We start from the raw sequence: 23,437 nt of genomic DNA, 5'->3' as shown, positions 1-23,437 counted from the left end.
ATAAAAAAGAAAACAGCAGCCTGGCGAAAATCGCTACGGACTGCTGTTTTCTTTTGGGAGATGCTCTTCATACACGAGCGGGATTTCGATACCAAAAACAGTGTCACCTTTAGGCAGGCTCTCTTCCAGTGATGCATCAGGATTTTTCGCGCGGAAAGCAACTTCATAGGTTTCACCTGGCGCTACCTGGAGAGTGTCCGTCCACCATGGACTTCCTGTAACCTTTTTGCCGTCCCGACTCATTATGAGCATGTGATGACCGTGCAGGTATATCGATTGATCTTGAAAGCTGCGGTTGACGAAAGTCAGCTTAATGAGATCCCCCTCTTCCATCATCATCCGTGTCTCAGGAAGCAAGTCGCCATTTACGGTCGACAAACGCTCGAATTGACCGTTATAAAATCCATACTGACCATCAATGAGCAGTTGATATTCCCGATCAAAATGGGAAGAGAGATCAAAAGGAAGCGCAATCGGACTGCCGTAACGTGCAGGGTCAAAGACAGAAAGCTCTGCATCTAAGAAGGGCACAGCGTCTTCGGACCCGTCTGGACGTAAGAGCAGCCCTTTGTCATGCTGGTTTGCAGCTGGAGCAAATAGCACGGGACGATTAGGCATCGTAAACTGAATGTCGTATCGACCGCCTGCACCCGGCTGCAAGGCTTGATTGGCAATCAAATTCGGTTCGTTTACTTCGGTTCCATCAATCGCTACTACCTGAAAAGGAGTTCCTTGCAGCAAATAGGTGACAGGAGCATTTTCGGCGTTTATAAAGCGAAGGCGAACCGTTGTGCCAGGAGTAACTGTTTCGATTTTTCGTGTATGTGAGCCGTTTAACATCGGGCCTGCCTTCTCGTCCTTGTGATGAATCATGGCGATGTCGCGGATAGGTGCACCTGTAGTCGTAGCCTCGGCTGGCTCGATCACAAGGGCGCCGAACAGTCCGTTCACTACTTGCTCAGGAATTTGCTGATGAGAATGATACCAATACGTTCCTGTTTGTTCTGCGCGAAAACGATAAACAGATTGTTGTCCTTTTGAAATGCGATCATAGCTAGCGGGAGTCTGCATGCCATGCCAGTGGATGTCTATCCCTTCGGAAATATCCTTGTTCAGAAGGATGATTTCGACGAGCTCACCTTGCTTCATACGCAGCTCAGGTCCGGGATATTGACCATTCAAGGTCCATGCTTCTACGGTTTTGCCTGATGCTTGACGGATGGTTGTTTTCTGTGCATTCAGCGAAAACGTTCGATCAGGGGTTTCTTGTTTGAATTCTGTTGGTCCATCAACACTTCTAAGTTTCCCTGTGGAAGGCATCGAATGGGCACTTGCCTTTACAGGGAAAACGAAATCGGGGAGAGCGTGATCGTCCTGATTCTGACCTCCCAAAGGTGAATGATCGGGAAGGCGACTCGCTATCATCGCTTGATTTCCCCAGATCGTCGCAAGTAAAGCAGTCATCAGGAGAAATGTGGAAAAACGGATAAAGCGGTGCAGGCGGCGTGGTTTTACCCAATTTTCCGCAGTGGAGTGGTATTGATGCTTCCACGATTGCTGAATCCAGAGCAGGGAGACCCCGGCTAATAATACGCCCCAAGCGAGAAACAAAATGGACGGTTCCAGCGTAACAGCCGGAAAAAAGACTTGAAGGAAAAGTGCAATCAGACAACCCAAGACGCTAGCTTGCAGCGGAACGAGCAATTCAGGGCAAGATGCGTCTCCTCGCCACTCTGCATCTAATACGTCGTCTAGATCCGGTGAGCTTGCTTTTGCAGGTCTAACACTTTTCTCTTGTAACAAAATGCGGGTATAATCCGTATCTACTTGTGATTGCATTGACTCTCTGCCGCCTTTCACGGTCAACTCCCACAATCGTGGAAAAGTAGAGAGAAGGCAAAAGAGCAATGGAACAAAAATAAAAGGTAAAAAGCCAAGCAGCTTATCCTTTATGTAAAGCCAACCAAAGGATTCAAACAAAACCCACGTCATTACCAAATGCCCCGCAAATACAAAAAGGGCCGACCATGAAAAACATAAAGTAATGCGAGCACTGCTTATGAAAGCCCGTTTCGTCGGACGGAAAACGAGCTGGTTTGCCATGATTGTCGGGACCAGCATGACGATGAGAAGGACCAGAAACAATCCTTGATGAATCCCGGCAAGCACTTCAAAATCAGCCATGATCAGTTCCTCCTGTTTACTAGTTCGATACTAATGATATAGAGAAACGGCTGAGGACCAAACGTACCGAGGCAGTATTTTCACTCCGCCTTAAGTCGGAGAAGTACACTTGATCTATATATCGGAGAAGTACACTAGATCTATTTACAGGATATACGTTACAATTTTGGTATTCTTTTTTGGATTATCAAAATATTAGGAAGGGGACTTTTCTCATGTCCTTTGATTTTGTACAAACGTAACAACGCTCTCGAGCTCCTCCTGCCTCGTTGGTTTGGACGCGAACAGACTGGATAAACGAGAGGAGAAGCAGACATGGAAAATAAGGATTGGATCAAGAGCTTTCAAGAGGAAGTGGAGGCACCATTCGCTGGGTGGGATTTTGCCAGATTGACTGCGACAGGCAGGATGCAGGATGCACCACTTGGCTGGAACTATGTAAACATCGTGAAAAAGCACATGCACGGAATCCGCTCTATGCTGGAAATGGGAACAGGTGGTGGAGAACTGTTTTCTACGCTTGCGCCGTTCCCTGTGGAGACGTATGCGACAGAAGGCTATGAGCCGAATGTAGCGGTGGCAAAAGCCAATTTAGAGCCCTTGGGTGTTCGTGTGTTTCCGGTAGACGGGGAAGAAATATTGCCTTTTCTGGATCAGTCACTCGACCTGATTATCAATCGACATGAAGCTTATTTGCCGTCTGAAATGAAGCGCCTGTTGAAGCCAGGGGGCACATTTGTTACTCAGCAAGTAGGCGGTCAAGACAATCTCGACCTGAATCGATTGCTGGGCGCTCCAATTCCGCCAGATTACTTGCACTGGAATCTGGCCTATGCAGTGAACGAACTGGAGGAAGCCGGTCTTACGATTGTGGAGCAAAGAGAGGAAATGAGCTTTTCGCGTTTTTACGACATCGGTGCCATTGTTTACTACTTGAAGGCTATCGAATGGCAGATTCGCGACTTTACTGTAGAAAAGTATGCCGATGCCTTGCTCGATCTGCAAAAGAAATTCGAAGCGGTTGGGTACATCGATATTCCTACCCATCGTTTTCTCATGATTGCCCAACAAAAGTCCTAATTAAATCACTACCGATTGTCGATAAGACTGGTAGGGAGTGTTTAGGAAAAGCACCCTTTTTGGGTGCTTTTTTTATCGAGTAGCACCGTGTGAGAACAGCAATGCTGATCCTTTTACGAAAAGGCATAACCTCCCGCAATAATGCGTCTGCTCCCAGGTGGGTGGTCCGCAGTACACATATCGCAACCGGCGAAGGAGAAGTGAAACAGGATGAGTAAGAGCTTGGCAACACGGGTCGTTGCTCTGGTAGCGGTGATCATTGCCGTCATGATGGCAATCAATATTATCATGATTTACGAAAACAGCGTAGCTACTGTTGAAAAGACACTCTCGCGCTCAAGCATCAACACAGCATTGCATATTTCACAAGGGCTTGACTCAGAGAAGATAGCGAAATTTATATCTCAGCCACAAGAATCTGACGACTACTGGTCTATCCGAAATACGTTGCTTGAGTACACCGAAAAAACAGGTGCCCTTTATATTTATATTCTTCATGCAGACGGTGAAAAGGTAAAGATTATGGTGGATGGAACGGCGAAAGGAGCAGAGGGAGCATCTACAATCGGTCAAGAGACGACCTCTACTGGCATGGCTGATATCGCTCCTGCTCTGGAAGGCGGATCGAACAGTACGCCAATCGTTAAAGACCCTGTGTTCGGGGACTACTTAAGTGCATTCGCACCGATAGAAGATCCATCTGGTCAAGTAATTGCGGTGCTAGGTGTAGATACTGCGGCAGATAAAGTTGAACTGATTAATGATCAGGTTCTGGATGAAACCATGCCACGCATCATTCTCGCTATGATCTTCGTAACGATTATTGCTTTGGTTGCTGTATTCTTTTTGATCAAGAAGATGCTGCGTCCACTGCAAGTTGTACAAGAGGCGTCTATGCGCATTGCTTCTGGTGATCTCACGTCTACAGAGATTTCTGTTTCCAACAAAAAAGACGAGATTGGCCGAATTGTCGTTGCTTTTGGTGAGATGACGTCACGGCTGCGTCAAATCATTGGCGGAGTAAAAGAGACAACCGAGCATATCGACAGCATGGCGAATTCCATTCGGGAAGGTGCCAACTCTGTTCGTGAGCAAAACAAAAATATCGTGGTTACCAGCCAAGAGATTGCGCAGGGGAATGAGCAGACAGCAACGGCGATGGAGATGACGGTGCAAACGGTTCAAGAATTCCTGAGCGAGCTGTCTGAGTTGAATACGGCGATTGACGAGATGGATGCAGTATCCAACCAGGTGTCCGATATCGGAGAGAGCAGCTACAAAGTATTGCAAGAGTTTTTGGCAGATGGAACAGAGACGAACAAACAATTTCATGAAGTGCAAAATACAATGGCGATTCTCGAAGAAAAATCGAGCCGAATTAACGACGTGATTGAAACGATTCAGCAAATCGCCGGACAAACCAATCTGTTGGCATTGAATGCAGCCATCGAGAGTGCGCGTGCTGGCGAAGCGGGCAGAGGCTTCGCTGTGGTAGCGGGAGAAGTTCGCAAGCTGGCTGAACAGACAGGTGCGGCAACCCACGTCATTCAGGAGAGCATCAAAGACATTCAAGATCAGGTAAGACAAGCTACGGAAAAGACAAATGCGACGCTGGATCGCTACAACGCGGGTACAGAGCGTTTGGATTCCGTTACACAAGGCATTACGGCTCTGTCTGACATGACGCATACCTTGAAGACGTCGCTTGCGAATGTCATGGCAAGTGTAGAGACGATGAAGCAAGGTCAGAACAAGGTGAATGAATCCGTGTTGACAGTTACTGCCATCTCGGAACAAACAGCAGCAGCTACCGAAGAAGTATCTGCTACGATGCATGAGGTGAGTGGAAACGTTGATCAGTTCGTGTCTGAAACGGAGCTGGTGACAGACAGCATTCAGGAGTTGCGCAGCAAGGTGGATACGTTCCGACTGTAGATAAATTACTTTATCTATAAATGAAAAACAGCTCTTCTACTGGCAGGATGATGCCGAGAAGAGCTGTTTTTTTGTGGCTGTAGTGGAGGAAGAAGCGCATTTCCAGTCTACGCTTCGGCCTCCGCCCCGCAAGGAGGGAAGACTGTGCGCTCCGGTCTGAATGGCGGGAGCCGCTTCAAAAGTAGCGGTTTCGATGAGGAGTTTGCAGAGTTGAAGCTAAAAGCACTCCCTCCATTCAGCCCTCCGCTTTGTAGGGCTCCAGAGGCGCTTGGACTGGAAATGCGCTTCTTCCACGCGGCTTTTCATGTAACAGAAAGCTTTATACTACAAAATTCCAATGAGGAATAGCACTAAACCGTGTACCCCTAGTAGCACCATACGCAGCCAGCTAAATGACTGTTTCAACTGCATATCTCGAATCGGAAAGATCGAATATCCATTGCGCTTTTGCTGATGCCGCCAGAGGCTGCCGATTTGGCTGGCTGTCATAAAGAGAAAGAGCAGGCCAGCAATGGTTTTTGCATATGGGCCGGGCAATATGAGAACGACGAAGCCTGACAGCAGGATGAGTCTGAAATAAATGCCCGCAAAGTCACCAGAGCGAATAAACTTTTTGGTAAACAAATGACGTCCTGCTGCTGATTGACGGTAAGGCAGCAGCTTCGTCAGGGTAATGAGCCACGAGCGTGACTTCACCTGATGCTGCATGGCAGGGACATCCCTGAAGTTGTTCACGAACTGATAAAAACGGTGACGCAAGCCGCTTTCGATGGCCAGCAGGCGATACCATTGTATGGAATGTTTTTTCTTATAGGTCAACATTCGCGAATGGAGCCAGATCAAGAGCGCAGCGCAGATGAGAACACCAAATGGGATCATACCCAAGCGCAAGAATTGTCCTTCACTCAATACCCAAGCGAGGAGGATGTACGAAAAGACAAATCGAGCGAGCGTATAGAACCCGATCTTTTTCTGATCTGGCAAACGTAAGAACGTCCAACTGCTGTAAATATTCCAGCCCTTCAAGAGCAGGGGAATGCACCAATATACCCACAGCTGCAAGCCTTGTGCGCCTACGACCTCTGTATACATAGGCATGAGCAGGAGCAGAACGATAAACACCACCATGCTCTGAATGGCAAAATTGTAGACGAGCGCCTTCCGGAAATAGCGATCCAGCCTTACTTCGTGCGGAGTCAAAAAAAGCAAATCCGCTTCTAGCAAAAACGTGCGTAGGGGGCTTCTCACAACGACAATAGCAATCACGAGAGCCATGGCATACGGCAAAGGGAACCAGGCTGGAATCATCGCGATGATGCTGCGATAGTAGAAGGCGAGCAACCCCATTAAAAAGATCCCGACGAACGCCAAACCGCCATTCGCCATGTACTGGGCATACCGAATGAATTCTACGGAAAAGGCATGGAACCGTTTGTGAAATAATTGATCTACGTCTATTTTCACTGGCCGTCATCCTCTACGATATGCAAGTATATGTCGTCCAAGGAGCTATCTGGGAGCCCTGTAATACGCCGAAGCTCCTCTAATGTTCCTTGGGCTCTAATCTCGCCTTTGTGCAAAATGATGAATCGGTCACAATGCTTTTCGGCGGTGGCCAAAATATGTGTGGACATCAGAATACCAGCCCCTTGCTCCTTGCAACGGTTCAACCACGTGAGCAGAGAACGAATCCCCAGAGGGTCCAGACCCAAGATCGGTTCATCCACGATATACAGAGGCGGTTGTACGAGTAACGCCATCATGATCATGAGCTTTTGTCTCATGCCTTTGGAAAACTGCTGGGGAAATCGGTCTTTCATTTCTTCCATACGGAATTCTTTTAAGAGGGGACGTGCTCGTTCATAAAAAACTTCCCGGTCCAGCCCATGACTCATCGCCATTAACTCAATATGCTCCCACAACGTAAGCTCTTCGTAATAAATGGGAGACTCGGGGATATACCCGTAAGACAAACGATAGTTTTCGGGGTCTGATTGAAAGGTCTTCCCCGCAATGCTGATTTCACCCGCGATTGGTTCCAAGAGTCCTAAAATATGCTTGATTGTCGTGCTTTTGCCTGCGCCATTCAGCCCGATTAGGGCCACAATTTCTTTTTCGCGTATGTGAAAGGAGACGTCTTTGATTACAGCGTGGTTGTAAGAGTACCCACCCGTTACCCCTTTTACCTCCAACAAGGTTGTCATGGTATCCTCCTTTATGAATAAACGGCCATGTCCCCGTTTATTTGAGAGAAATGCTAGATAGTCTTCCATCTATTTTAGCTGATTTCAGGATTTGGAAATACATTTGTTTGCCGCCTTTTTTTACACGAGACTGAACAAAGAGGGATAACCGTACAGGCAATGCTCCTCTCCGCCACATAAACAAGTAGTATAAAGGACGGACGGGGGAGGTGGAATCTATGACAGCAGGACCTTATGAGTATCAGAAAGATATAGATCAGCATATACAACGTATCTATTTGAAATTAGACAAATTCGAAGAACGAATCGATCAGCTTGAGGGACAAATGATAATAGTCACGAAGTGGTTGGAACGAATTGAACATCGATTGGGACGCATGGAGGATGTGCGTTATGATGTACTGCAAGTTTTGAACAAGCTACAGACTGAGTTAGAAACGAAAGCAGAGAAGACGGAAAAAGACAAAGATATTATCCTGCAATTACTGACTAACGAAAATCGGGACAAGGAAGCACTCGCTCAGTTCATGGAAGTAGAAAAAGACAGGAAACAAGAACGCTTTTTACAGGTTTGGGCAGTTTTAGGTCCTGTCATCGCCTCCGTTCTCTCCTCTTTTTTTACCCGATTTTTTATGTAGCGCATAATATGTTTAGAATGTGGAAAAGTTGTGTAATACGCTTTCCATTTTTCTACCGTAACTTCTTTCTATACTTGGAGGGCAGATTATAGAAAGAGAGGATATCCAAGTGAAGAAGTTTGATATTTCCATGCTTTCGGTTGCCATATTATTAACGGGGTTAGCTGCTTTAGGTTTTTATCAATCATGGGCAAAAGGCAATGACCCTGTATTGGTAACGGCCGGCGATACCTCCATTACACAAAATCAGCTTTACAGTGAAATGAAGAAAATGTACGGAAAACCAATGATACATGAACTTGTTGCGGAAGCGTTAATCAAGCAGGAAGCCAAGGCGCAAAACGTCGCGGTGACGCAAGAAGATATGGATAAAGAGATTGATTCGATGAAACAACAGGTAGGTTCACCTGAGGCATTCCAAAACTACTTGAAGAGTATGGGAATGACCGAGGCCCAGCTGCGGGATAAGTTGAGCGTGCTCATGACACGGGATAGGTTGTTGGATAAAGCATTCCCGGTTACAGAGGAGCAAATCAAAACCTATTACGATACAAATAAAGAACAGCTGGGGTCACCGGCACCTGAGTTTGATAAAGTGAAAGATCAGATCAAGATGATGCTGACTGACCAAAATCGCAGTCAGAACTACGGTAGCTGGTTAAATACGCTTCAGGAAAAACATAAAGTAGAATGGCACGACCCGTCCTTTGACGATGCACCAGTGCCAGGTGATGCACAAACACCTGCTCCATAATGTAGAACATATACCAAAAGACCTTGTCCTCTTACATGAGTTGATATTATCCCCTTTGAGTAGACAGTGTAAAAAGCCCGCCCACCTAACGGTGGGTGGTACACTCTACTTGGAGGGGATTTTCTCATGGCTAAAAAAGGTCAAATATTCAAGCGTTATTCCGAGGAGTTTAAGCTGAGAGCAGTAAACATGTATCAACAGGGAGAGATGGGTTATAAAGCAATAGCTAAGGAATTAGGGATACCTAGTAAAACACAAGTTCTACAATGGGTTCGAAAGAAGAATAAAGGCGAAGGTTTTGTGGATCAAAGAGGAAAGAATGGTTCTAGTGACACCCCATTTGTTGGTCGTCCAAGAACCAAGTTTGCTACTGTGGAAGAAGAAAGGGACTATCTAAAGGCGCAGGTAGAATACCTAAAAAAGCGCAATCCCAATCTGCATCTGGGGGGAAGGTATGGAAAATAACTCGCTTTACGATCATAAACGAGCTGCGTAAAAAATATCCACTAACGTGGTTGGTAGAAATTGCGCAAGTGTCACGGTCGGGTTTTTACAAATGGCTTAGCACCAAAGGAAAGCCGTCAGCAAGAAATGAGTTAGATCAGATTCTGAAAAAGCATATGATGGCGATTCATTTGGAGCATCCATACTATGGTTATCCACGAATGCAGATAGCATTAAAGAAGAAGGGATTGAATGCGAATCATAAGCGAATATACCGCCTGATGAAAGAATTAAACCTTCAATCCATCATCAGGAGGAAGCGCCGCTATTTTGGTAAAGCACCTTCGATTGTATATCCCAACTTACTTAACCGTAAGTTTAGAGCGGACAAGCCCAATGAGGTATTTGTAACAGATATTACGTATGTTGCACTTCATAACCGTTACTATTACCTTTCGGTCATTCAGGACCTTTTTAACAACGAAGTTGTTGCCTGGAAAGTTTCCAAGCGAAATGATTTACAACTTGTGTTAGACACTGTGGGGCAGCTAAACGAAGAAAGAGACGTGCTGAAAGCAACCCTACATTCAGATCAGGGCTTCCAATACACGTCTCGACAGTACAATAAGCGAATAAAGGAACTTGGCATAAGTGGCAGCCACTCTCGCAAAGGAAACTGCCTTGATAACGCCTGCATCGAATCCTTTTTCTCGCATCTCAAAACTGAGACATTGTACTTTACTGAGTGTAAGACAGAAGAAGATCTCTTTCAAGCCATTGAAAAATACATTTGGTTTTATAACCATGAACGGTTCCAGAAAAAATTAAACCAGTGTGCCCCGGTTGAATACCGAAACACACTGGCTGCTTAGGCTTTTTTAATTGTGTCTACTTGACAGGGGTAAGACCAAGTGCGAGGTCTTTTTCTGTGAAAACGGTTATGACCGTTTTGTTTAGTAATGGGAGCAATCGGAGAAACTGTGTTCATAATTGCCGATGTGAGGAGCAATCCGAATGGCTCAGATTGGTTGCAGCTTAGACGACAACATTCACTATATAAAAGAATCGCTCGGATACAGCAATGACATTGTGATTCGAGAGGTAGTCCTAAATAGCCTAGAACCTGTTCGGGGAGCTGTCTTGTATGCAGATGGCATGGTTGATTCGTATCTGGTACAAGCCGTATTAATCGACAGTCTCTTATACAAAATGCGCTTGAAGGAATGGGAAGGGATACGCGAGGACGAGTTCGTTCCCTTTTTAAAAGATTCTGTCCTGGCCGTTGGGGATATGGGGGATTTATTCGATTTTCCCACATTGTTTACCGCATTGCTGACTGGCTGTGTCATCATTCTCGTGGATGGTTGCTCGCAGGGTATTCACGTCGGTTTGCAGGAGTGGAAGGACAGAGGAGTCACCGAGCCGTCATCGCAAACAGTCATTCGTGGTCCGCGAGAAAGCTTCACGGAGACACTTCGCACGAATATTACATTGCTGCGGAGACGGATTTCCAGTGAAAAGCTGTGGATTGAAATTAACAGAATTGGCGAGGAAACCAAGACAGAAGTCGCGATTGTGTATATGAAAGGGATTGTAGAAGAAGGTGTTGTAGAAGAAGTACGGAATAGACTGGATCGAATCAGCATCGATGGCATCTTGGAAAGCGGAATGATTGAGGAGCTGATCCAGGACGAAGCTTACACGCCTTTCCCCACGATATCTAACTCGGAGCGCCCGGATGTGGTGGCCGCGAATCTATTAGAGGGACGTGTAGCGATTCTTGTAGATGGGACTCCCTTTGTTTTGACCGTGCCCTCTCTCTTTGTTGAGTTTTTCCATTCAGCGGAAGACTACTATCAGCGCTTTGATTTTAGTACGTTGATTCGCATGCTGCGATTCGCCTGTTTTTTAATTGCGTTGCTTGCTCCCTCTCTCTATATCGCCATTACGACCTTCCACCAAGAGATGCTCCCGACACAACTGCTAATCAGCTTGGCGGCACAGCGAGAAGGAGTACCCTTTCCAGCCTTTATTGAAGCGATCATGATGGAAGTGGCTTTTGAGATATTGCGAGAGGCTGGAATCCGTATGCCGCGTGCAGTAGGTCAAGCCATTTCCATCGTGGGAACACTGGTCATCGGACAAGCAGCGGTGGAAGCGGGGATTGTTTCGGCAGCGATGGTCATTGTGGTCTCGATCACTGCAATATCCAGCTTTATTTTCCCAGCGAGCAACATGTCGATTACCGTGCGGATTCTTCGTTTTCCCCTAATGGTTCTGGCTGCTTCTTTTGGCATATACGGGATTATTGTAGGGATGCTTGCGTTAGTGTTGCATTTATGCAGTTTGCGCTCGTTTGGCGTACCGTATATGGAATCGTTTGCTCCGTTTTCCTTGAAAGAGCAAAGAGACACGATCTTTCGCTTGCCTCGCTGGGCCTTGGACAAACGGCCTGAATCGATTACCAAAAACAATTTGCGCCGCCAATCTAAAGGGATAAAGCCATTACCACCGCAGAAGTAAGAGGCTTTTCACAGCATGTAAAGGAGTGGGCACCAGTGAAAGGGATAAAAGTTCTTCTCTGCATCGTGCTCGTTATCATCCTAGCTGGTTGTTGGGATCGCAGAGAACTGAACGATTTGGCGATTGCTGTTGGGATCGGTATTGATAAAGTGCAAGGAGGCTATCAAGTTTCTGTTCAAGTGGTAGACCCGGCAGAGGTTGCAGCCAACAAAGGGAAGCCTGGACGTGCGCCTGTTACTCTCTTTACCATGAACGCTCCGACGATTTTTGAGGCAGTGAGGAAAATGACCACGATCTCTCCTCGGAAAATATATATGGCGCACACGCGGATGCTCATATTTGGCGAGGAGGTCGCGAGAGAAGGGATCGCTCCAATCGTCGATTTTGTCTCGCGTGATCATGAATTTCGGACTGACTTTTATATCGCCATCGCTAGAGGAACAACGGCACGCAACATCCTGAGAGTGATCACACCGCTTGAGCAAATTCCTTCTACAGAAATGTTTGCTTCTTTGGAGACATCCTCCAAAGCATGGGCACCTACCGCAGCAGTTACGATGGATCAATTGATTACCGACTTTACCAGCAAAGGGAAGCAAGCTGTTTTGACAGGCGTGCGGCTAACCGGGCCTGCAAGCGAGGGGGACCAACGAAAAAATGTCGAGCAAATAGATACGCCAGTGCTACTTCAATATACGACATTGGCTAGTTTCCGGGGAGATAAGATGGTCAATTGGCTGAGTGAAGCGGACAGTAAAGCGTTTAGTTATATTACAGGCAAAGTAAAAAGTACCGTTGGAAGCATGGCTTGCAAGGGTGGAGGACGCTTGACGTTGGAAGTCATGCGCGCCGATGCCAAAATCGAGGCTACCATGAAAAATGGCACACCTGAAGTAATCGTTCACATCGGTTTGGAAAATGATATTGGGGAAGTGCAATGTAAGCTCGATCTGACAGAGAAGGATACGATCAAGGAGCTGGAAAAAGAGGCGGAAAAATCACTGGAAGCATTGGCGACAAAAGCAATTGCCAATGCTAAGAAAAATGGAGTAGACATTTATGGATTCGGCGAAGCGATCCACCGAAAATACCCGAAAGTATGGAAGAAGATAGGGAGCAATTGGGAAAAGGAATTTACCAAGCTGCCTGTACATGTCATAGCCGATGTGAAAATCAGACGTTTAGGAACGATCAATAATGCTTTTGAAGAAAAATGACTGTGTAACAGGGGCAGGGGGAGTTTGTATGTCGACATTTGCTGTCATCGTTGTATCCATAATAGTTTGTGCATACGAGCTGCCCCGATTGATTCGGAAGCGGCAGCGCAAAGAGATCGCTGTCTTTCTCGGGTTGCTTGTCATCAGTGTTGGCTTGTACGCAGGAGCTGAAAAAGGGGTTGTCCCTAATCCTGTTTATTGGATGGAAATGGTTTACAAGCCGGTATACGACGGCGTCATGACATGGCTGAAGTAAACGAGGGGCATACTGAGTACACCCCCAGTAAAGGAGAGTAAATAGACGTGGACGGTCTTTTGATGAAGCTGCTCGTTAGTCCGGTGTTGGTCGTTTTGGCAGATGCTCTCTTTCCAGAAGTGAATTTCGCAAATCTATATCAGTCTGTCGGAGTCGGATTTGTCTTGGCAGTCGCAGGATATTTTTTGGATAGGTCGATTCTTACAGCAGGGAGTCTTTGGCTGACAACCATGTTTGACTTGATTATCGGCTTTTTGATCGTTTATGGAAGCATTGTGTTTTTGCCGACGGCTCAAATCGCTGCAATCGGTGCCGGTTTTGTTGCGATATTTTTTGGCGTAGCTGAATATATCCAACATGTTTGGCTGATACGCACAGGACGAACGGAAAGTGTATAGTGTTCTACGTGCAAACACACTCCTTACGGGGGTGTGTTCTTTTATGCATAAACCATTACGATCGCTTTGTCACGATTCGCTCAATCCATGACCACGGAAGCCAATTTTTTGCGGCGATCGTGAGTGCCACACCTCGGCCAACCGGGTAGCGGAATCGCGGCTTGGGAGTGGTGGCCGCATGGACAATCGTCGAGATGACTGCGTCGGGTGCAGGTGCCTTTTCTATGATCGCTTCTACGTGACGCATCAGTTGTTTCATTTGGGAGGAGTAAGGAGAGTCTTCATCAAGCTGTTGGTCTTGCATTCCTTTCTCCCAGATTGCTGTACGAAAGGAGCCGGGCTCAACAAGGACGACTTGAACCTGAAAAGGTAGCATTTCAAGGCGAAGAGATTCACTGAAGCCTTCGACTGCATGCTTGGATGCGGCATACGGCGAGAGACCAGGGAAACCAAATCGCCCACTGAGGCTGCTGACGTTAATGATTCGTCCCGAATGTTGCTGTCGCATATAAGGCAAGACTGCCCGAGTGACGTCGATCAGTCCGAACACATTTACATCAAACTGCTTGCGCCAATCCTCGGAAGAGACTTCCTCGGCAAAGCCACCCAACGCGTAGCCGGCATTGTTCAGTAACAGATCAATGCGCCCATGCCGTGCAATGATGGAGGAGATCACATCCTGAATTTGTTCCGGATGCGTAACATCAAGAGAAATGACTTCCAGATGCTCAGGATCTATATGTAAGCTTGCCAATTTGTCAAGAGGGCCTCTTTTTGCTAGATCACGCATAGCAGCAATTACCTGAAAACCAGCCTTGACTAAAGCGACTGATGCGTGCTTGCCAAAGCCACTTGAGGTACCAGTGACTAGTGCAATTGGTCTTTTTTGCATAGAATTCTCCTTTGTTTTGGGTATTATGGTATAATTTAACTGCAAAGTTCACAAATTTGTTCATAAATTTGTTAACAAAATCATAACAAATAGACTTTGTATTAAGGAAAATTTATGTATACTTAAATGGTTACCACGCTTGGGTAGAAGTGTGCAATACTGCCCCTTACTTTCCTGTTTGTGATTGGAATAGCTGCTAATACTTTTCCTGTTTGGGTATTATAGTTGTGGAAAGTATTGAATGCGATTTCTTACTGCAGATAGAAAAGTACGAAAACTTCTAGTTGTCGGCGTGGCTAGAACGTTACCAACACGAAGAAAGAGGGGTTCATTGGTATGAAGGGTTGGCAACAGTATTGGCGTCAGTTTTCCCTGTTTGCTCTGCTGGCGCTAGTGTTAACCGGGTGTGGCAAAGATGAGCTCTCAGCGCTCAAGCCCTCTGGTCCGGTAGCTGCGATGCAGTTTGACCTGATGAAGCTGTCCTCCGCTATCATGATCGGCGTCTTCATTGTCGTTATGACGATCTTTACGTACGTCCTTATCCGTTATCGTAAGCGTCCCGGACAGCAAGGCATTCCTAAGCAGGTCGAAGGAAATCATGCACTTGAAATTCTTTGGACGGTAATTCCTTTCTTGCTCCTTATCATCATGGCGATTCCAACTGTTACTACCGGTTTCGCACTGCACAAGGAGTATCCAAAAGAGGAAGCAGTTCAAGTAAAGGTTACCGCTCACCAATTCTGGTGGGAATTCGAGTATCCTGATCTTGGAGTAGCAACTGCACAAGACTTGGTATTGCCAGTTGGCAAAAAGGTTCAATTCGTATTATCAGCGTCTGATGTTAAGCACGCATTCTGGATTCCTGCATTGGGCGGTAAAATCGATACGAACCCAGGGCAAGAAAACAAATTGTGGCTGCAAGCAGACAAAACAGGCATTTACTACGGTAAATGTGCGGAGCTCTGTGGAGCGTCCCATGCCTTGATGGACTTCAAGGTAGAAGTAATGGAACAAGCAGATTTTGACACTTGGGTAGCTAACATGAAGGGCGTTCAGGCAAAAGAACCTGTAACGGCAACTTCTCCACTGGCTGCAGAAGGTCAACAAATCTTCGATAAGAGCTGTTTGGGATGTCACGCTGTGGCAGGTAAAGGCGGAAAGATGGGTCCAAACCTGACTAACTTTGCAGATCGCGAACGTGTAGCAGGTATCAAAGCACATACGCCTCAAAACATTGCAGAGTGGCTGAAAGATCCGCAAAAAATGAAGCCGGGCAACAAAATGCCTAACCTCAACCTCGAAGACAACCAAGTGAAAGCGCTTGTAGAGTACATGGAGACATTGAGCGTAAGCGAGAAAAAGTAAATAAAGTAAAGTAAAACCTCATAAAACTTATTGCATTGACAATCGTCATAGGCAGTGACGCTTAAAAAGGAGGTAAACCCGTGTCTGCACATGCTTCTCATGCACCAAATCGCTCGGGGCTGTGGGATTATCTTACGACAGTGGACCATAAGAAGATTGCGATCCTGTATCTGATTGCTGGTGGAATTTTCTTCTTGGCCGGTGGTTTGGAAGCCCTGCTGATTCGTTTGCAGTTGATGTACCCAGAGATTGAATTGGTTGGTGCCAAAACTTTTAACGAATTAATTACGATGCACGGCACTACGATGATTTTCTTGGCGGTTATGCCGATCATTTTTGCTTTGATGAACGCGATTGTTCCTCTTCAAATCGGTGCACGCGACGTAGCATTCCCGTTTGTTAACGCACTCGGATTCTGGCTATTCTTCTTCGGGGGAGTGCTACTGAACACAAGCTGGTTCTTGGGTGGCGCACCTGATGCTGGTTGGACATCGTATACAACTTTGGCTTTGAATCAATACAGTGGAATCGGCGTAGACTTCTACGTACTCGGTTTGCAAATTGCCGGTCTCGGAACGCTGATTGGTGGTATTAACTTCTTGGTTACCATCATCAACATGCGTGCTCCAGGTATGACATTCATGCGTATGCCAATGTTCACATGGTCGTCCTTTATTACATCCGGTTTGATCCTCTTCGCATTCCCTGCGATTACGGTTGGTTTGGTTCTGTTGATGTTTGACCGTTTGTTCGGCGGAAACTTTTTCAACCCTGACGCAGGTGGTAACGTTGTTATCTGGGAGCACTTGTTCTGGATCTTCGGTCACCCCGAAGTATACATTTTGATTCTCCCAGCATTCGGTATCATCTCTGAAGTGGTTTCTACATTCTCAAGAAAGCGTCTGTTTGGTTACAGCTCCATGGTATTTGCAACTGCGCTGATCGGTTTCTTGGGCTTCATGGTGTGGGCTCACCACATGTTCACAACAGGTTTGGGCGCAATTGCCAACACACTGTTTGGACTTGCAACCATGTTGATTGCTGTTCCTACAGGTATCAAAATCTTTAACTGGCTGTTGACCATGTGGGGCGGCCAAATCCGCTTCCCTACCGCAAACCTGTTTGCAGTAGGATTTATTCCAACGTTTACAATCGGTGGTATGACAGGGGTTATGCTTGCGGTTCCGCCGGCTGACTACCAATACCATGACAGTTATTTCGTAGTTGCTCACTTCCACTACGTTATCGTAGGGGGTCTCGTATTCGGTCTCTTCGCTGGTCTATACTACTGGTGGCCGAAAATGTTCGGTAAAATGCTGAACGAAACAATCGGTAAATGGAACTTCTGGACGTTCTTCATTGGTTTCCACCTTACCTTCTTCCCGCAACACTTCCTGGGTCTGATGGGGATGCCGCGCCGCGTCTTTACATACCTCAAAGATCAGAACCTGGATATGGGGAACTTTATCAGTACGATTGGTGCATTTGGTATGACGATCGGTACCATCCTATTCTTGATCAACGTAGTCGTTGCAGCGAAGAGCTCCAAACGAGCTCCTGCAGATCCATGGGATGGACGTTCGCTCGAATGGGCGATTCCTTCGCCGCCGCCGGAGTACAACTTCGTTCAAACGCCTCTCGTTCGCGGTTTGGATGCGTTGTGGGTGGAGAAAATGGCTGGTAACAAAGGCATGACGCCTGCGGAGCCTATTGGCGACATTCACATGCCATCGCCATCGTTCTTGCCATTCCTGATGTCTCTCGGATTGTTCGTAGCAGGTTATGGCTTTATCTACCACAACTATGTGGTCGTAGTCATTGGATTGCTCTTTACACTGGGCTGCATGTTTACCCGTTCTGTGAAAGACGATCCAGGTTATCATATTCATGAGGATGAACTCGAAGAGAAAGGGGTAAAGGCTTAATGGCTAACCATCACGCACATGCAGTATTGCCTGACGAACCGGAAAAAGCCACCCTTGAAGGCAAGAATAAGGTTCTTGGCTTCTGGCTCTTCCTCGGTGGAGAGACAGTTCTCTTTGGTTCCTTGTTTGCAACATTTATCGCTCTTCGTGATCAGGCAAATGGTGGACCAACGTCCCAATCGTTGTTTGACATGAATCTCGTTGCAGTCGCAACACTTCTCTTGCTTACCAGCTCGATGACAAGTGTTATGGCTACACTGGCTCTGCACAAGAAAGACCTGAAGAAGATTCAGCTTTGGCTGACCATCACTGTATTGCTCGGTCTCGGCTTCCTTGCTTTGGAGATTTACGAGTTTGTACACTATGTGAATGAAGGACTGAAAATGTCAACGAGTGCATTCTCATCTGCCTTCTACACATTGGTTGGATTCCACGGAGCTCACGTAGCGTTCGGGATTAGCTGGATCATCCTTTTGCAAGTATCTGCGACGAAAAAGGGCCTGACGGTAGTAACTGCACCGAAGTTCTATCTGGCATGTCTGTACTGGCACTTTATCGACGTTGTATGGGTATTCATCTTTACCGTGGTATATCTCATGGGTATGATCGGTGGAAAGGTGGGATAATCTATGGGAGCACAAGCTCATAATGAAGAGGTACGTAAGCCGAAAGTCAAACACGAGGGTCCGAAAAGACACCTAGTTGCTTTCATCGGATCTCTCGTATTGACTGCACTGGCATTCATTGCAGTGGCGTATGAAGCAATTCCATCAGGTTTTACCGTACCATTCATCGTAGCACTGGCCTTCGTTCAAGCGTTCTTCCAGCTGTATGTCTGGATGCACATGGATCAAAAAGGTCATGAGTTTGCACGTATCAGTATTTTTGCAGGGTTATTCGTTATCCTGTTGGCAATTTTCGTCTTTATTTTCTGGGTTTGGATCTAGGAAGTGGAGCGAATAGAAGAGGACAGACATCGGGTCTGTCCTCTTTTTTTGTGTTTAAAGGAGTTGTGGTGGAGGGACTTTAATTAAACTCTGAGAAAGCTGATTCAATGAGGACTCCTTGAAATACCCCAACAAACGTTTTAAAAAATCGAATGCAGCCACAGCTGTTCGAAAGTCTTGTCACAGGGCTTCCCCCGACCACAAAAACTGGAAGCTCCTCCATCGAAGCATATTCTGTCAGCCTTTTCCCAGTCATAAACATGAAGAAAAGGGGGGAATACAATCCGACAGAGTTTTCTTGCTTTTTGAAAAATACTTGCACCTGTCACAAAGGCTTTATATAATAAAAATATTAACATGCGTTAAAATAACGTTATATGAATTAGTCGTCACACATTGTAACTATAATCTGAGGAAAGCAGGGATCATGATGGTGAAATTGGTAGCAATTTATCGCAAGCCCGAAGATATCGATGCGTTTGACAAGCATTATTTCGAGGTACATGGCCCATTGGCAGAGAAAATGCCTGGCTTAATCAAAATGGAAGTGAGCAAAATCTACGGAACACCAATGGGAGAATCCGACCTGCATCTGATGGCAGAAATGTACTTTGAATCAAAAGAAGCCTTGATGGAAGCGTTGTCATCCACAGAAGGTCGCGCAGCAGGAAAAGACCTCCGTGGCTTCGCTGGACCCATTGTGTCCATGCATTTTGCAGAAGTAGTTTAATCATGACCACAAAAAGATTGATAGACGAACAAGCGCTCCATCAGAAGCATTACGCAGAGATTTGTGAAAAGCTAAAGCAAGATCCATTTGCACAATTTTTGGGCATCAAGCTGATTGAGCTGGGAGAAGGAACGGCGACTGCGGAAGTCACAGTTGCCGAGCATATGCTGAATGCGCACGGCACCGCTCATGGCGCAATCATCTTCTCCCTGGCAGACTTTGTTTTTGCAGCGGCTTGTAATTCCTATGGCAAAACGTCTGTGGCACTGTCGATGAACATCGGATTTTTGGCTGCTGCCATGAAAGGGAATCGCTTGGTGGCAACTGCGACAGAAGAGAAGAAAAACAATCGAACAGCCTGGTATCGCATCCGCGTAGAAACGGAGCATGGCTTGGTAGCGACATTGGATGCATTGGCTTACCGGAAAAGTGATTACTTCGTCGAAATCGACGAAAACGAATAACTGACAGCGAAAATAAAACGGAGAAAGGATGCCAAAAGCCACGTGCTTAGGCTCCTTTCACTGTTTCAAGACGATACGAGAAAGGGGGCAAAGATGTCAGTGGAGATCCGTAATCGATTCAACCACTACCTGGGCATAGAAGTTGTGCACCGAGATGAACAGGGCTGTAAGGTAGCACTGAAAATTCGCCCCGAGCTGTTCAATAGCATCGAAGGTGTCGTACACGGAGGCGTTACGGCGACATTAGCCGATGTGGCAATGGGGCATGGGGCAGCACCTCATGTGGATGGTGTACAGCAATGTGTGACGGTGGAGAGCAAGATTCAATACCTGCACCCAGCTCGTGGTGAGGTACTCGAGGCACAATCTCATGTATTGAAACAAGGAAAAAGCTTGATCGTGATGGAAGCACGCGTGACTTGTGATGGCAAGCTTGTGGCTTTTGCTACCGGCACGTATGCGCGGGTTAACCCGCCTGCACAAGGAGGACGTTGATGATGGAAGAGAGCGTTCGCTTTGAACGTGAAGGACATATAGGACTGATTACACTAAATCGTCCAGATGAGCTGAATGCGCTGAACTACGATACATTGGAGCTCCTGGGAAACTTGATTGAGCAAGTGCGTTTGGATGCAAAAGAGATTCGCGTGGTCATTGTGAAGGCAGAAGGGCGAGCATTTAGTGCAGGGGCAGATTTGAAGGAGCGCCGTACACTGACGGAACAGCAGGTACGCCGCAATGTCCGCAAAATCCGCGATGTATTTACTGCGTTGGAGAGGCTTCCGCAGCCGACCATTGCCATGATTAACGGATTTGCTTTTGGCGGGGGTTTTGAGCTGGCGCTGGCCTGTGATTTCCGCTATGCCGTCGCAGATGCCAAAATGGGTCTGACAGAGGTGAGCTTGGGCATCATTCCTGGTGCGGGTGGTACGCAGCGGTTGTCTCGCTTGATCGGACCTTCCAAGGCAAAGGAGCTGATCCTGACTGCCAGGCGCATCCAAGCGGAGGAAGCGTATCAAATCGGTTTTGTAAATGCTGTTGCAAAAGATACAGAAGAGCTGCGTGAGCTGGCAATGGGGTTGGCGAACGAGATTTTGGCAAATGCTCCGCTGGCGGTTTATCAGGCAAAATCAGCCATTGATCGCGGAAGCAGTGTCGATTTGCAGACAGGTCTAGATATCGAAACAATGTGTTATGAAGTGATTATTCCCACGACAGATCGTCTGGAAGCATTGGAAGCCTTTCGCGAAAAGCGAAAACCAGTTTTTAAGGGCGAGTAACATCTTCAAACAAGTACTCCTACCGAGTCATAACGCAAGGGAATGAGGGAAGCGACATGATCTTTAATACAGAAATGGAAACGCTACCAAGAGAAAAAATGACGGAACTGCAACTGGCACGCTTGAAAGAAACGGTCAAACGCGTATACGAGCGCGTCCCTTTCCACACAAAAGCATTCAATGAGGCTGGTGTGAAACCAGAAGATATCCAATCGATCGAAGACATAAAGAAGCTTCCATTTATGAAAAAGACAGATTTGCGAGAAAATTACCCGTTCAATCTGTTTGCAGTCGAAATGAAGGAAGTAGCACGCATTCATGGTTCATCCGGGACAAAAGGAAAACCAACTGTCGTCGGCTACACCAAAAAAGACCTGGAGAATTGGGCGGAGATCGTGGCGCGCGCTATTTGCTGTGCGGGCGGAGAACCGGGAGACATTTTCCATAACGCGTATGGCTACGGCCTTTTTACAGGTGGGTTGGGTCTGCACAACGGTATCGAGCACATGGGCGCAGTCGCAGTACCAGTTTCCGGTGGCAATACCTCCCGTCAAATCACGTTGATCGAGGACTTCAAGCCACGTGGCATTGCAGCAACGCCTTCCTATGTCCTCAACATCGTGGAAGAGATGAAAAAGCAAGGAATCGATCCACGTGAGACGAGTGTCAAATACGGGATTTTTGGTGCAGAGCCGTGGTCGGAAGAAATGCGCGTACAGCTGGAGCAAGAGCTCGACATAAAAGCCGTGGACATTTACGGGCTGAGTGAAGTGATGGGGCCAGGTGTTTCCATTGAATGTCATGAAGTGCAGGATGGCCTGCATATCGCAGAAGACCATTTCTACGCAGAAATTATCGATCCGACCACTGGAGAAGTGCTCCCATATGGACAAGAAGGTGAACTCGTATTCACGTCGCTGACGAAAGAAGCATTCCCGGTTGTGCGCTACCGCACGGGTGATATCGCTTCCCTCAATCCTGAGCCCTGTAAGTGCGGACGGACAACCATGCGGATGTCACGCATCAAAGGGCGTGTAGATGACATGCTCATTATTCGCGGGGTCAATGTGTTCCCGACAGAGATCGAGTCCGTTCTGCTTACGTTTAACCAATTGGCTCCACATTATCAGGTCGTCATTGAACGCGACGGCGCCCTCGACCGTTTTGAGGTGCACTGCGAGCTGACACCAGCATATGCAAAGGAGATCAGTGGAAATGACAGCTCTGCTCTCTCGCCATTGGTGAAAGAAATTTGCCATCACATCAAAAATACGTTGGGCGTGTCCGTGGTGCTGCGGGTGCAGCCGCCGAATTCCTTGACGCGCAGCGAAGGAAAAGCGATTCGCGTCGTGGATAACCGGAACAAATCACAGGCAGCTATTTAAACCAGCTCCTGTAAAAAAAGGGTGTGACAGTTCATGGCCTATGAATATATTAGCGTAGCCAGTGAAGATGGTGTCGGTATCATTACGTTGAATCGACCGAAGATTCTAAACGCACTGAATTTGCAGCTCGTCGACGAATTGGTTGAACAGCTGGAGCAAATGGACCGCGACCCGGATATTCGGGTGATCATCCTGACTGGCAACGCGAGGGCGTTCGCAGCGGGTGCCGACATTAATGAAATGGCGGAAGCATCAGCCATCGACATCATGAAGCGCAATCAGTTCGCGGTTTGGGATCGCATCTCACTCATCTCCAAGCCGATTATTGGTGCCGTCAGTGGCTTTGTGCTCGGTGGTGGCTGTGAATTAATGATGAACTGCGATATCGTGATCGCTTCGGAGACAGCCGTCATTGGTCAACCGGAAATCAAGCTGGGAGTCATGCCTGGGGCTGGTGGTACACAGCGTCTGACGCGTGTGGTAGGTGAGCGAAAAGCACTGGAGATGCTGCTCACAGGTGAACCGATTTCAGCCAAAGAAGCGTTGAAATACGGATTGGTCAATCGGGTAGTGCCAGTGGAGGCGTACTATCAGGAAGCGCTCAAGCTGGCGAAGCAAATCGCCCAGCAGCCGCCGCTCGCGGTACAGGTCATCAAAAAAGCCGTGTACAAAGCTGGTGATCTCCCCCTTCAAGAGGGAATGGATTACGAGCGAAACAGCTTTTATCTTCTTTTGGCAAGCGAAGATCGAAAAGAAGGCATGCAAGCTTTTCTGGAGAAGCGCAAACCCCGTTTTACGGGAAATTAGGAGGCGGCC

General features: G+C 47.0%; 23 protein-coding genes. 19 read left to right on the top strand and 4 right to left on the bottom strand.

Features of this window, described 5'->3' with window-relative positions; genetic code table 11:
- Nucleotides 1–33 precede the first annotated feature (33 nt).
- Entirely contained in the window at nucleotides 34–2,184 is a 2,151-nt protein-coding gene (locus tag ACKKE8_RS27300; RefSeq protein WP_409175766.1) for a multicopper oxidase family protein, read from the bottom strand.
- A 315-nt stretch (nucleotides 2,185–2,499) separates the two neighbouring features.
- On the opposite strand from ACKKE8_RS27300, the gene ACKKE8_RS27295 reads away from it, so the two are divergent.
- Together ACKKE8_RS27295 and ACKKE8_RS27290 are read left to right on the top strand one after the other, a co-directional pair.
- Nucleotides 2,500–3,264, top strand: a complete 765-nt coding sequence (locus ACKKE8_RS27295) for a class I SAM-dependent methyltransferase (RefSeq protein ID WP_409175765.1) — start codon at nucleotides 2,500–2,502, stop codon at nucleotides 3,262–3,264.
- Nucleotides 3,265–3,474: 210 nt separating this feature from the next.
- Nucleotides 3,475–5,199 (top strand): methyl-accepting chemotaxis protein, encoded by a 1,725-nt coding sequence (locus tag ACKKE8_RS27290; protein ID WP_409175764.1) that lies wholly within the window; start codon nucleotides 3,475–3,477, stop codon nucleotides 5,197–5,199.
- A 324-nt stretch (nucleotides 5,200–5,523) separates the two neighbouring features.
- On the opposite strand, the gene ACKKE8_RS27285 is transcribed toward ACKKE8_RS27290, so the two are convergent.
- Nucleotides 5,524–6,663 (bottom strand): ABC transporter permease, encoded by a 1,140-nt coding sequence (locus ACKKE8_RS27285; protein ID WP_409175763.1) that lies wholly within the window; start codon nucleotides 6,661–6,663, stop codon nucleotides 5,524–5,526.
- Nucleotides 6,660–7,403 (bottom strand): ABC transporter ATP-binding protein, encoded by a 744-nt coding sequence (locus ACKKE8_RS27280; protein WP_409175762.1) that lies wholly within the window; start codon nucleotides 7,401–7,403, stop codon nucleotides 6,660–6,662. Before ACKKE8_RS27280 ends, ACKKE8_RS27285 begins: the two co-directional genes overlap by 4 nt.
- 218 nt (nucleotides 7,404–7,621) lie before the next feature.
- Here ACKKE8_RS27280 and ACKKE8_RS27275 point away from each other — a divergent pair, with 218 nt between their 5' ends.
- The 7 genes from ACKKE8_RS27275 (at nucleotide 7,622) to ACKKE8_RS27245 (ending at nucleotide 13,633) form a co-directional block, all read left to right on the top strand.
- Complete coding sequence (locus ACKKE8_RS27275; protein ID WP_409175761.1) at nucleotides 7,622–8,041, top strand: hypothetical protein; 420 nt, start codon at nucleotides 7,622–7,624, stop codon at nucleotides 8,039–8,041.
- A gap of 109 nt (nucleotides 8,042–8,150) precedes the next feature.
- Entirely contained in the window at nucleotides 8,151–8,795 is a 645-nt protein-coding gene (locus ACKKE8_RS27270; RefSeq protein ID WP_409175760.1) for a SurA N-terminal domain-containing protein, read from the top strand.
- Between the two features lie 126 nt (nucleotides 8,796–8,921).
- A protein-coding gene (locus ACKKE8_RS27265) for an IS3 family transposase (RefSeq protein WP_409174429.1) occupies nucleotides 8,922–10,111 on the top strand; the annotation gives its coding sequence in 2 pieces (ribosomal slippage) (nucleotides 8,922–9,210 and nucleotides 9,210–10,111; 1,191 coding nt in all).
- A 142-nt stretch (nucleotides 10,112–10,253) separates the two neighbouring features.
- Nucleotides 10,254–11,762, top strand: a complete 1,509-nt coding sequence (locus tag ACKKE8_RS27260; protein ID WP_409175759.1) for a spore germination protein — start codon at nucleotides 10,254–10,256, stop codon at nucleotides 11,760–11,762.
- A gap of 35 nt (nucleotides 11,763–11,797) precedes the next feature.
- Complete coding sequence (locus ACKKE8_RS27255; RefSeq protein ID WP_409175758.1) at nucleotides 11,798–12,979, top strand: Ger(x)C family spore germination protein; 1,182 nt, start codon at nucleotides 11,798–11,800, stop codon at nucleotides 12,977–12,979.
- Between the two features lie 28 nt (nucleotides 12,980–13,007).
- The gene (locus ACKKE8_RS27250; RefSeq protein WP_017251587.1) at nucleotides 13,008–13,235 is read left to right on the top strand and encodes a hypothetical protein; all 228 of its coding nucleotides are present in this window, start codon (nucleotides 13,008–13,010) and stop codon (nucleotides 13,233–13,235) included.
- A 47-nt stretch (nucleotides 13,236–13,282) separates the two neighbouring features.
- The gene (locus ACKKE8_RS27245; protein ID WP_409175757.1) at nucleotides 13,283–13,633 is read left to right on the top strand and encodes a hypothetical protein; all 351 of its coding nucleotides are present in this window, start codon (nucleotides 13,283–13,285) and stop codon (nucleotides 13,631–13,633) included.
- 55 nt (nucleotides 13,634–13,688) lie between these two features.
- On the opposite strand, the gene ACKKE8_RS27240 is transcribed toward ACKKE8_RS27245, so the two are convergent.
- A complete protein-coding gene (locus tag ACKKE8_RS27240; RefSeq protein ID WP_409175756.1) occupies nucleotides 13,689–14,525 on the bottom strand; it encodes an oxidoreductase in 837 nt (278 codons plus the stop codon).
- A gap of 336 nt (nucleotides 14,526–14,861) precedes the next feature.
- On the opposite strand from ACKKE8_RS27240, the gene coxB reads away from it, so the two are divergent.
- The 10 genes from coxB (at nucleotide 14,862) to ACKKE8_RS27190 (ending at nucleotide 23,428) form a co-directional block, all read left to right on the top strand.
- On the top strand, nucleotides 14,862–15,890 hold the full coding sequence (gene coxB / locus ACKKE8_RS27235) for a cytochrome c oxidase subunit II (RefSeq protein WP_409175755.1): 1,029 nt from the start codon (nucleotides 14,862–14,864) through the stop codon (nucleotides 15,888–15,890).
- Between the two features lie 80 nt (nucleotides 15,891–15,970).
- Entirely contained in the window at nucleotides 15,971–17,815 is a 1,845-nt protein-coding gene (gene ctaD, locus ACKKE8_RS27230; RefSeq protein ID WP_409175754.1) for a cytochrome c oxidase subunit I, read from the top strand.
- Complete coding sequence (locus ACKKE8_RS27225; RefSeq protein ID WP_017251582.1) at nucleotides 17,815–18,441, top strand: cytochrome c oxidase subunit 3; 627 nt, start codon at nucleotides 17,815–17,817, stop codon at nucleotides 18,439–18,441. The genes ctaD and ACKKE8_RS27225 overlap by 1 nt, the downstream gene beginning before the upstream one ends.
- Nucleotides 18,442–18,444: 3 nt before the next feature.
- A complete protein-coding gene (locus ACKKE8_RS27220; protein WP_007723383.1) occupies nucleotides 18,445–18,762 on the top strand; it encodes a cytochrome C oxidase subunit IV family protein in 318 nt (105 codons plus the stop codon).
- Between the two features lie 430 nt (nucleotides 18,763–19,192).
- Entirely contained in the window at nucleotides 19,193–19,492 is a 300-nt protein-coding gene (locus ACKKE8_RS27215) for an EthD family reductase (RefSeq protein WP_409179212.1), read from the top strand.
- A gap of 2 nt (nucleotides 19,493–19,494) precedes the next feature.
- On the top strand, nucleotides 19,495–19,956 hold the full coding sequence (locus ACKKE8_RS27210) for a PaaI family thioesterase (RefSeq protein ID WP_048034722.1): 462 nt from the start codon (nucleotides 19,495–19,497) through the stop codon (nucleotides 19,954–19,956).
- 93 nt (nucleotides 19,957–20,049) lie between these two features.
- Entirely contained in the window at nucleotides 20,050–20,451 is a 402-nt protein-coding gene (locus tag ACKKE8_RS27205) for a PaaI family thioesterase (protein ID WP_016741459.1), read from the top strand.
- Entirely contained in the window at nucleotides 20,451–21,236 is a 786-nt protein-coding gene (locus tag ACKKE8_RS27200; protein ID WP_409175753.1) for an enoyl-CoA hydratase-related protein, read from the top strand. Before ACKKE8_RS27205 ends, ACKKE8_RS27200 begins: the two co-directional genes overlap by 1 nt.
- A 56-nt stretch (nucleotides 21,237–21,292) precedes the next feature.
- A complete protein-coding gene (gene paaK, locus ACKKE8_RS27195; RefSeq protein WP_409175752.1) occupies nucleotides 21,293–22,621 on the top strand; it encodes a phenylacetate--CoA ligase PaaK in 1,329 nt (442 codons plus the stop codon).
- A gap of 33 nt (nucleotides 22,622–22,654) precedes the next feature.
- Nucleotides 22,655–23,428, top strand: coding sequence for an enoyl-CoA hydratase-related protein (locus tag ACKKE8_RS27190; protein ID WP_017251575.1), 774 nt, complete (start codon nucleotides 22,655–22,657; stop codon nucleotides 23,426–23,428).
- Nucleotides 23,429–23,437: the final 9 nt, after the last annotated feature.

This window comes from Brevibacillus fortis (assembly GCF_046196545.1).
In the GTDB taxonomy this organism is placed as follows: Bacteria; Bacillota; Bacilli; order Brevibacillales; family Brevibacillaceae; genus Brevibacillus; species Brevibacillus fortis_A.
The sequence above is the reverse complement of the archived record's forward strand: the minus strand, read 5'-3'. Positions and strand labels throughout refer to the sequence as shown.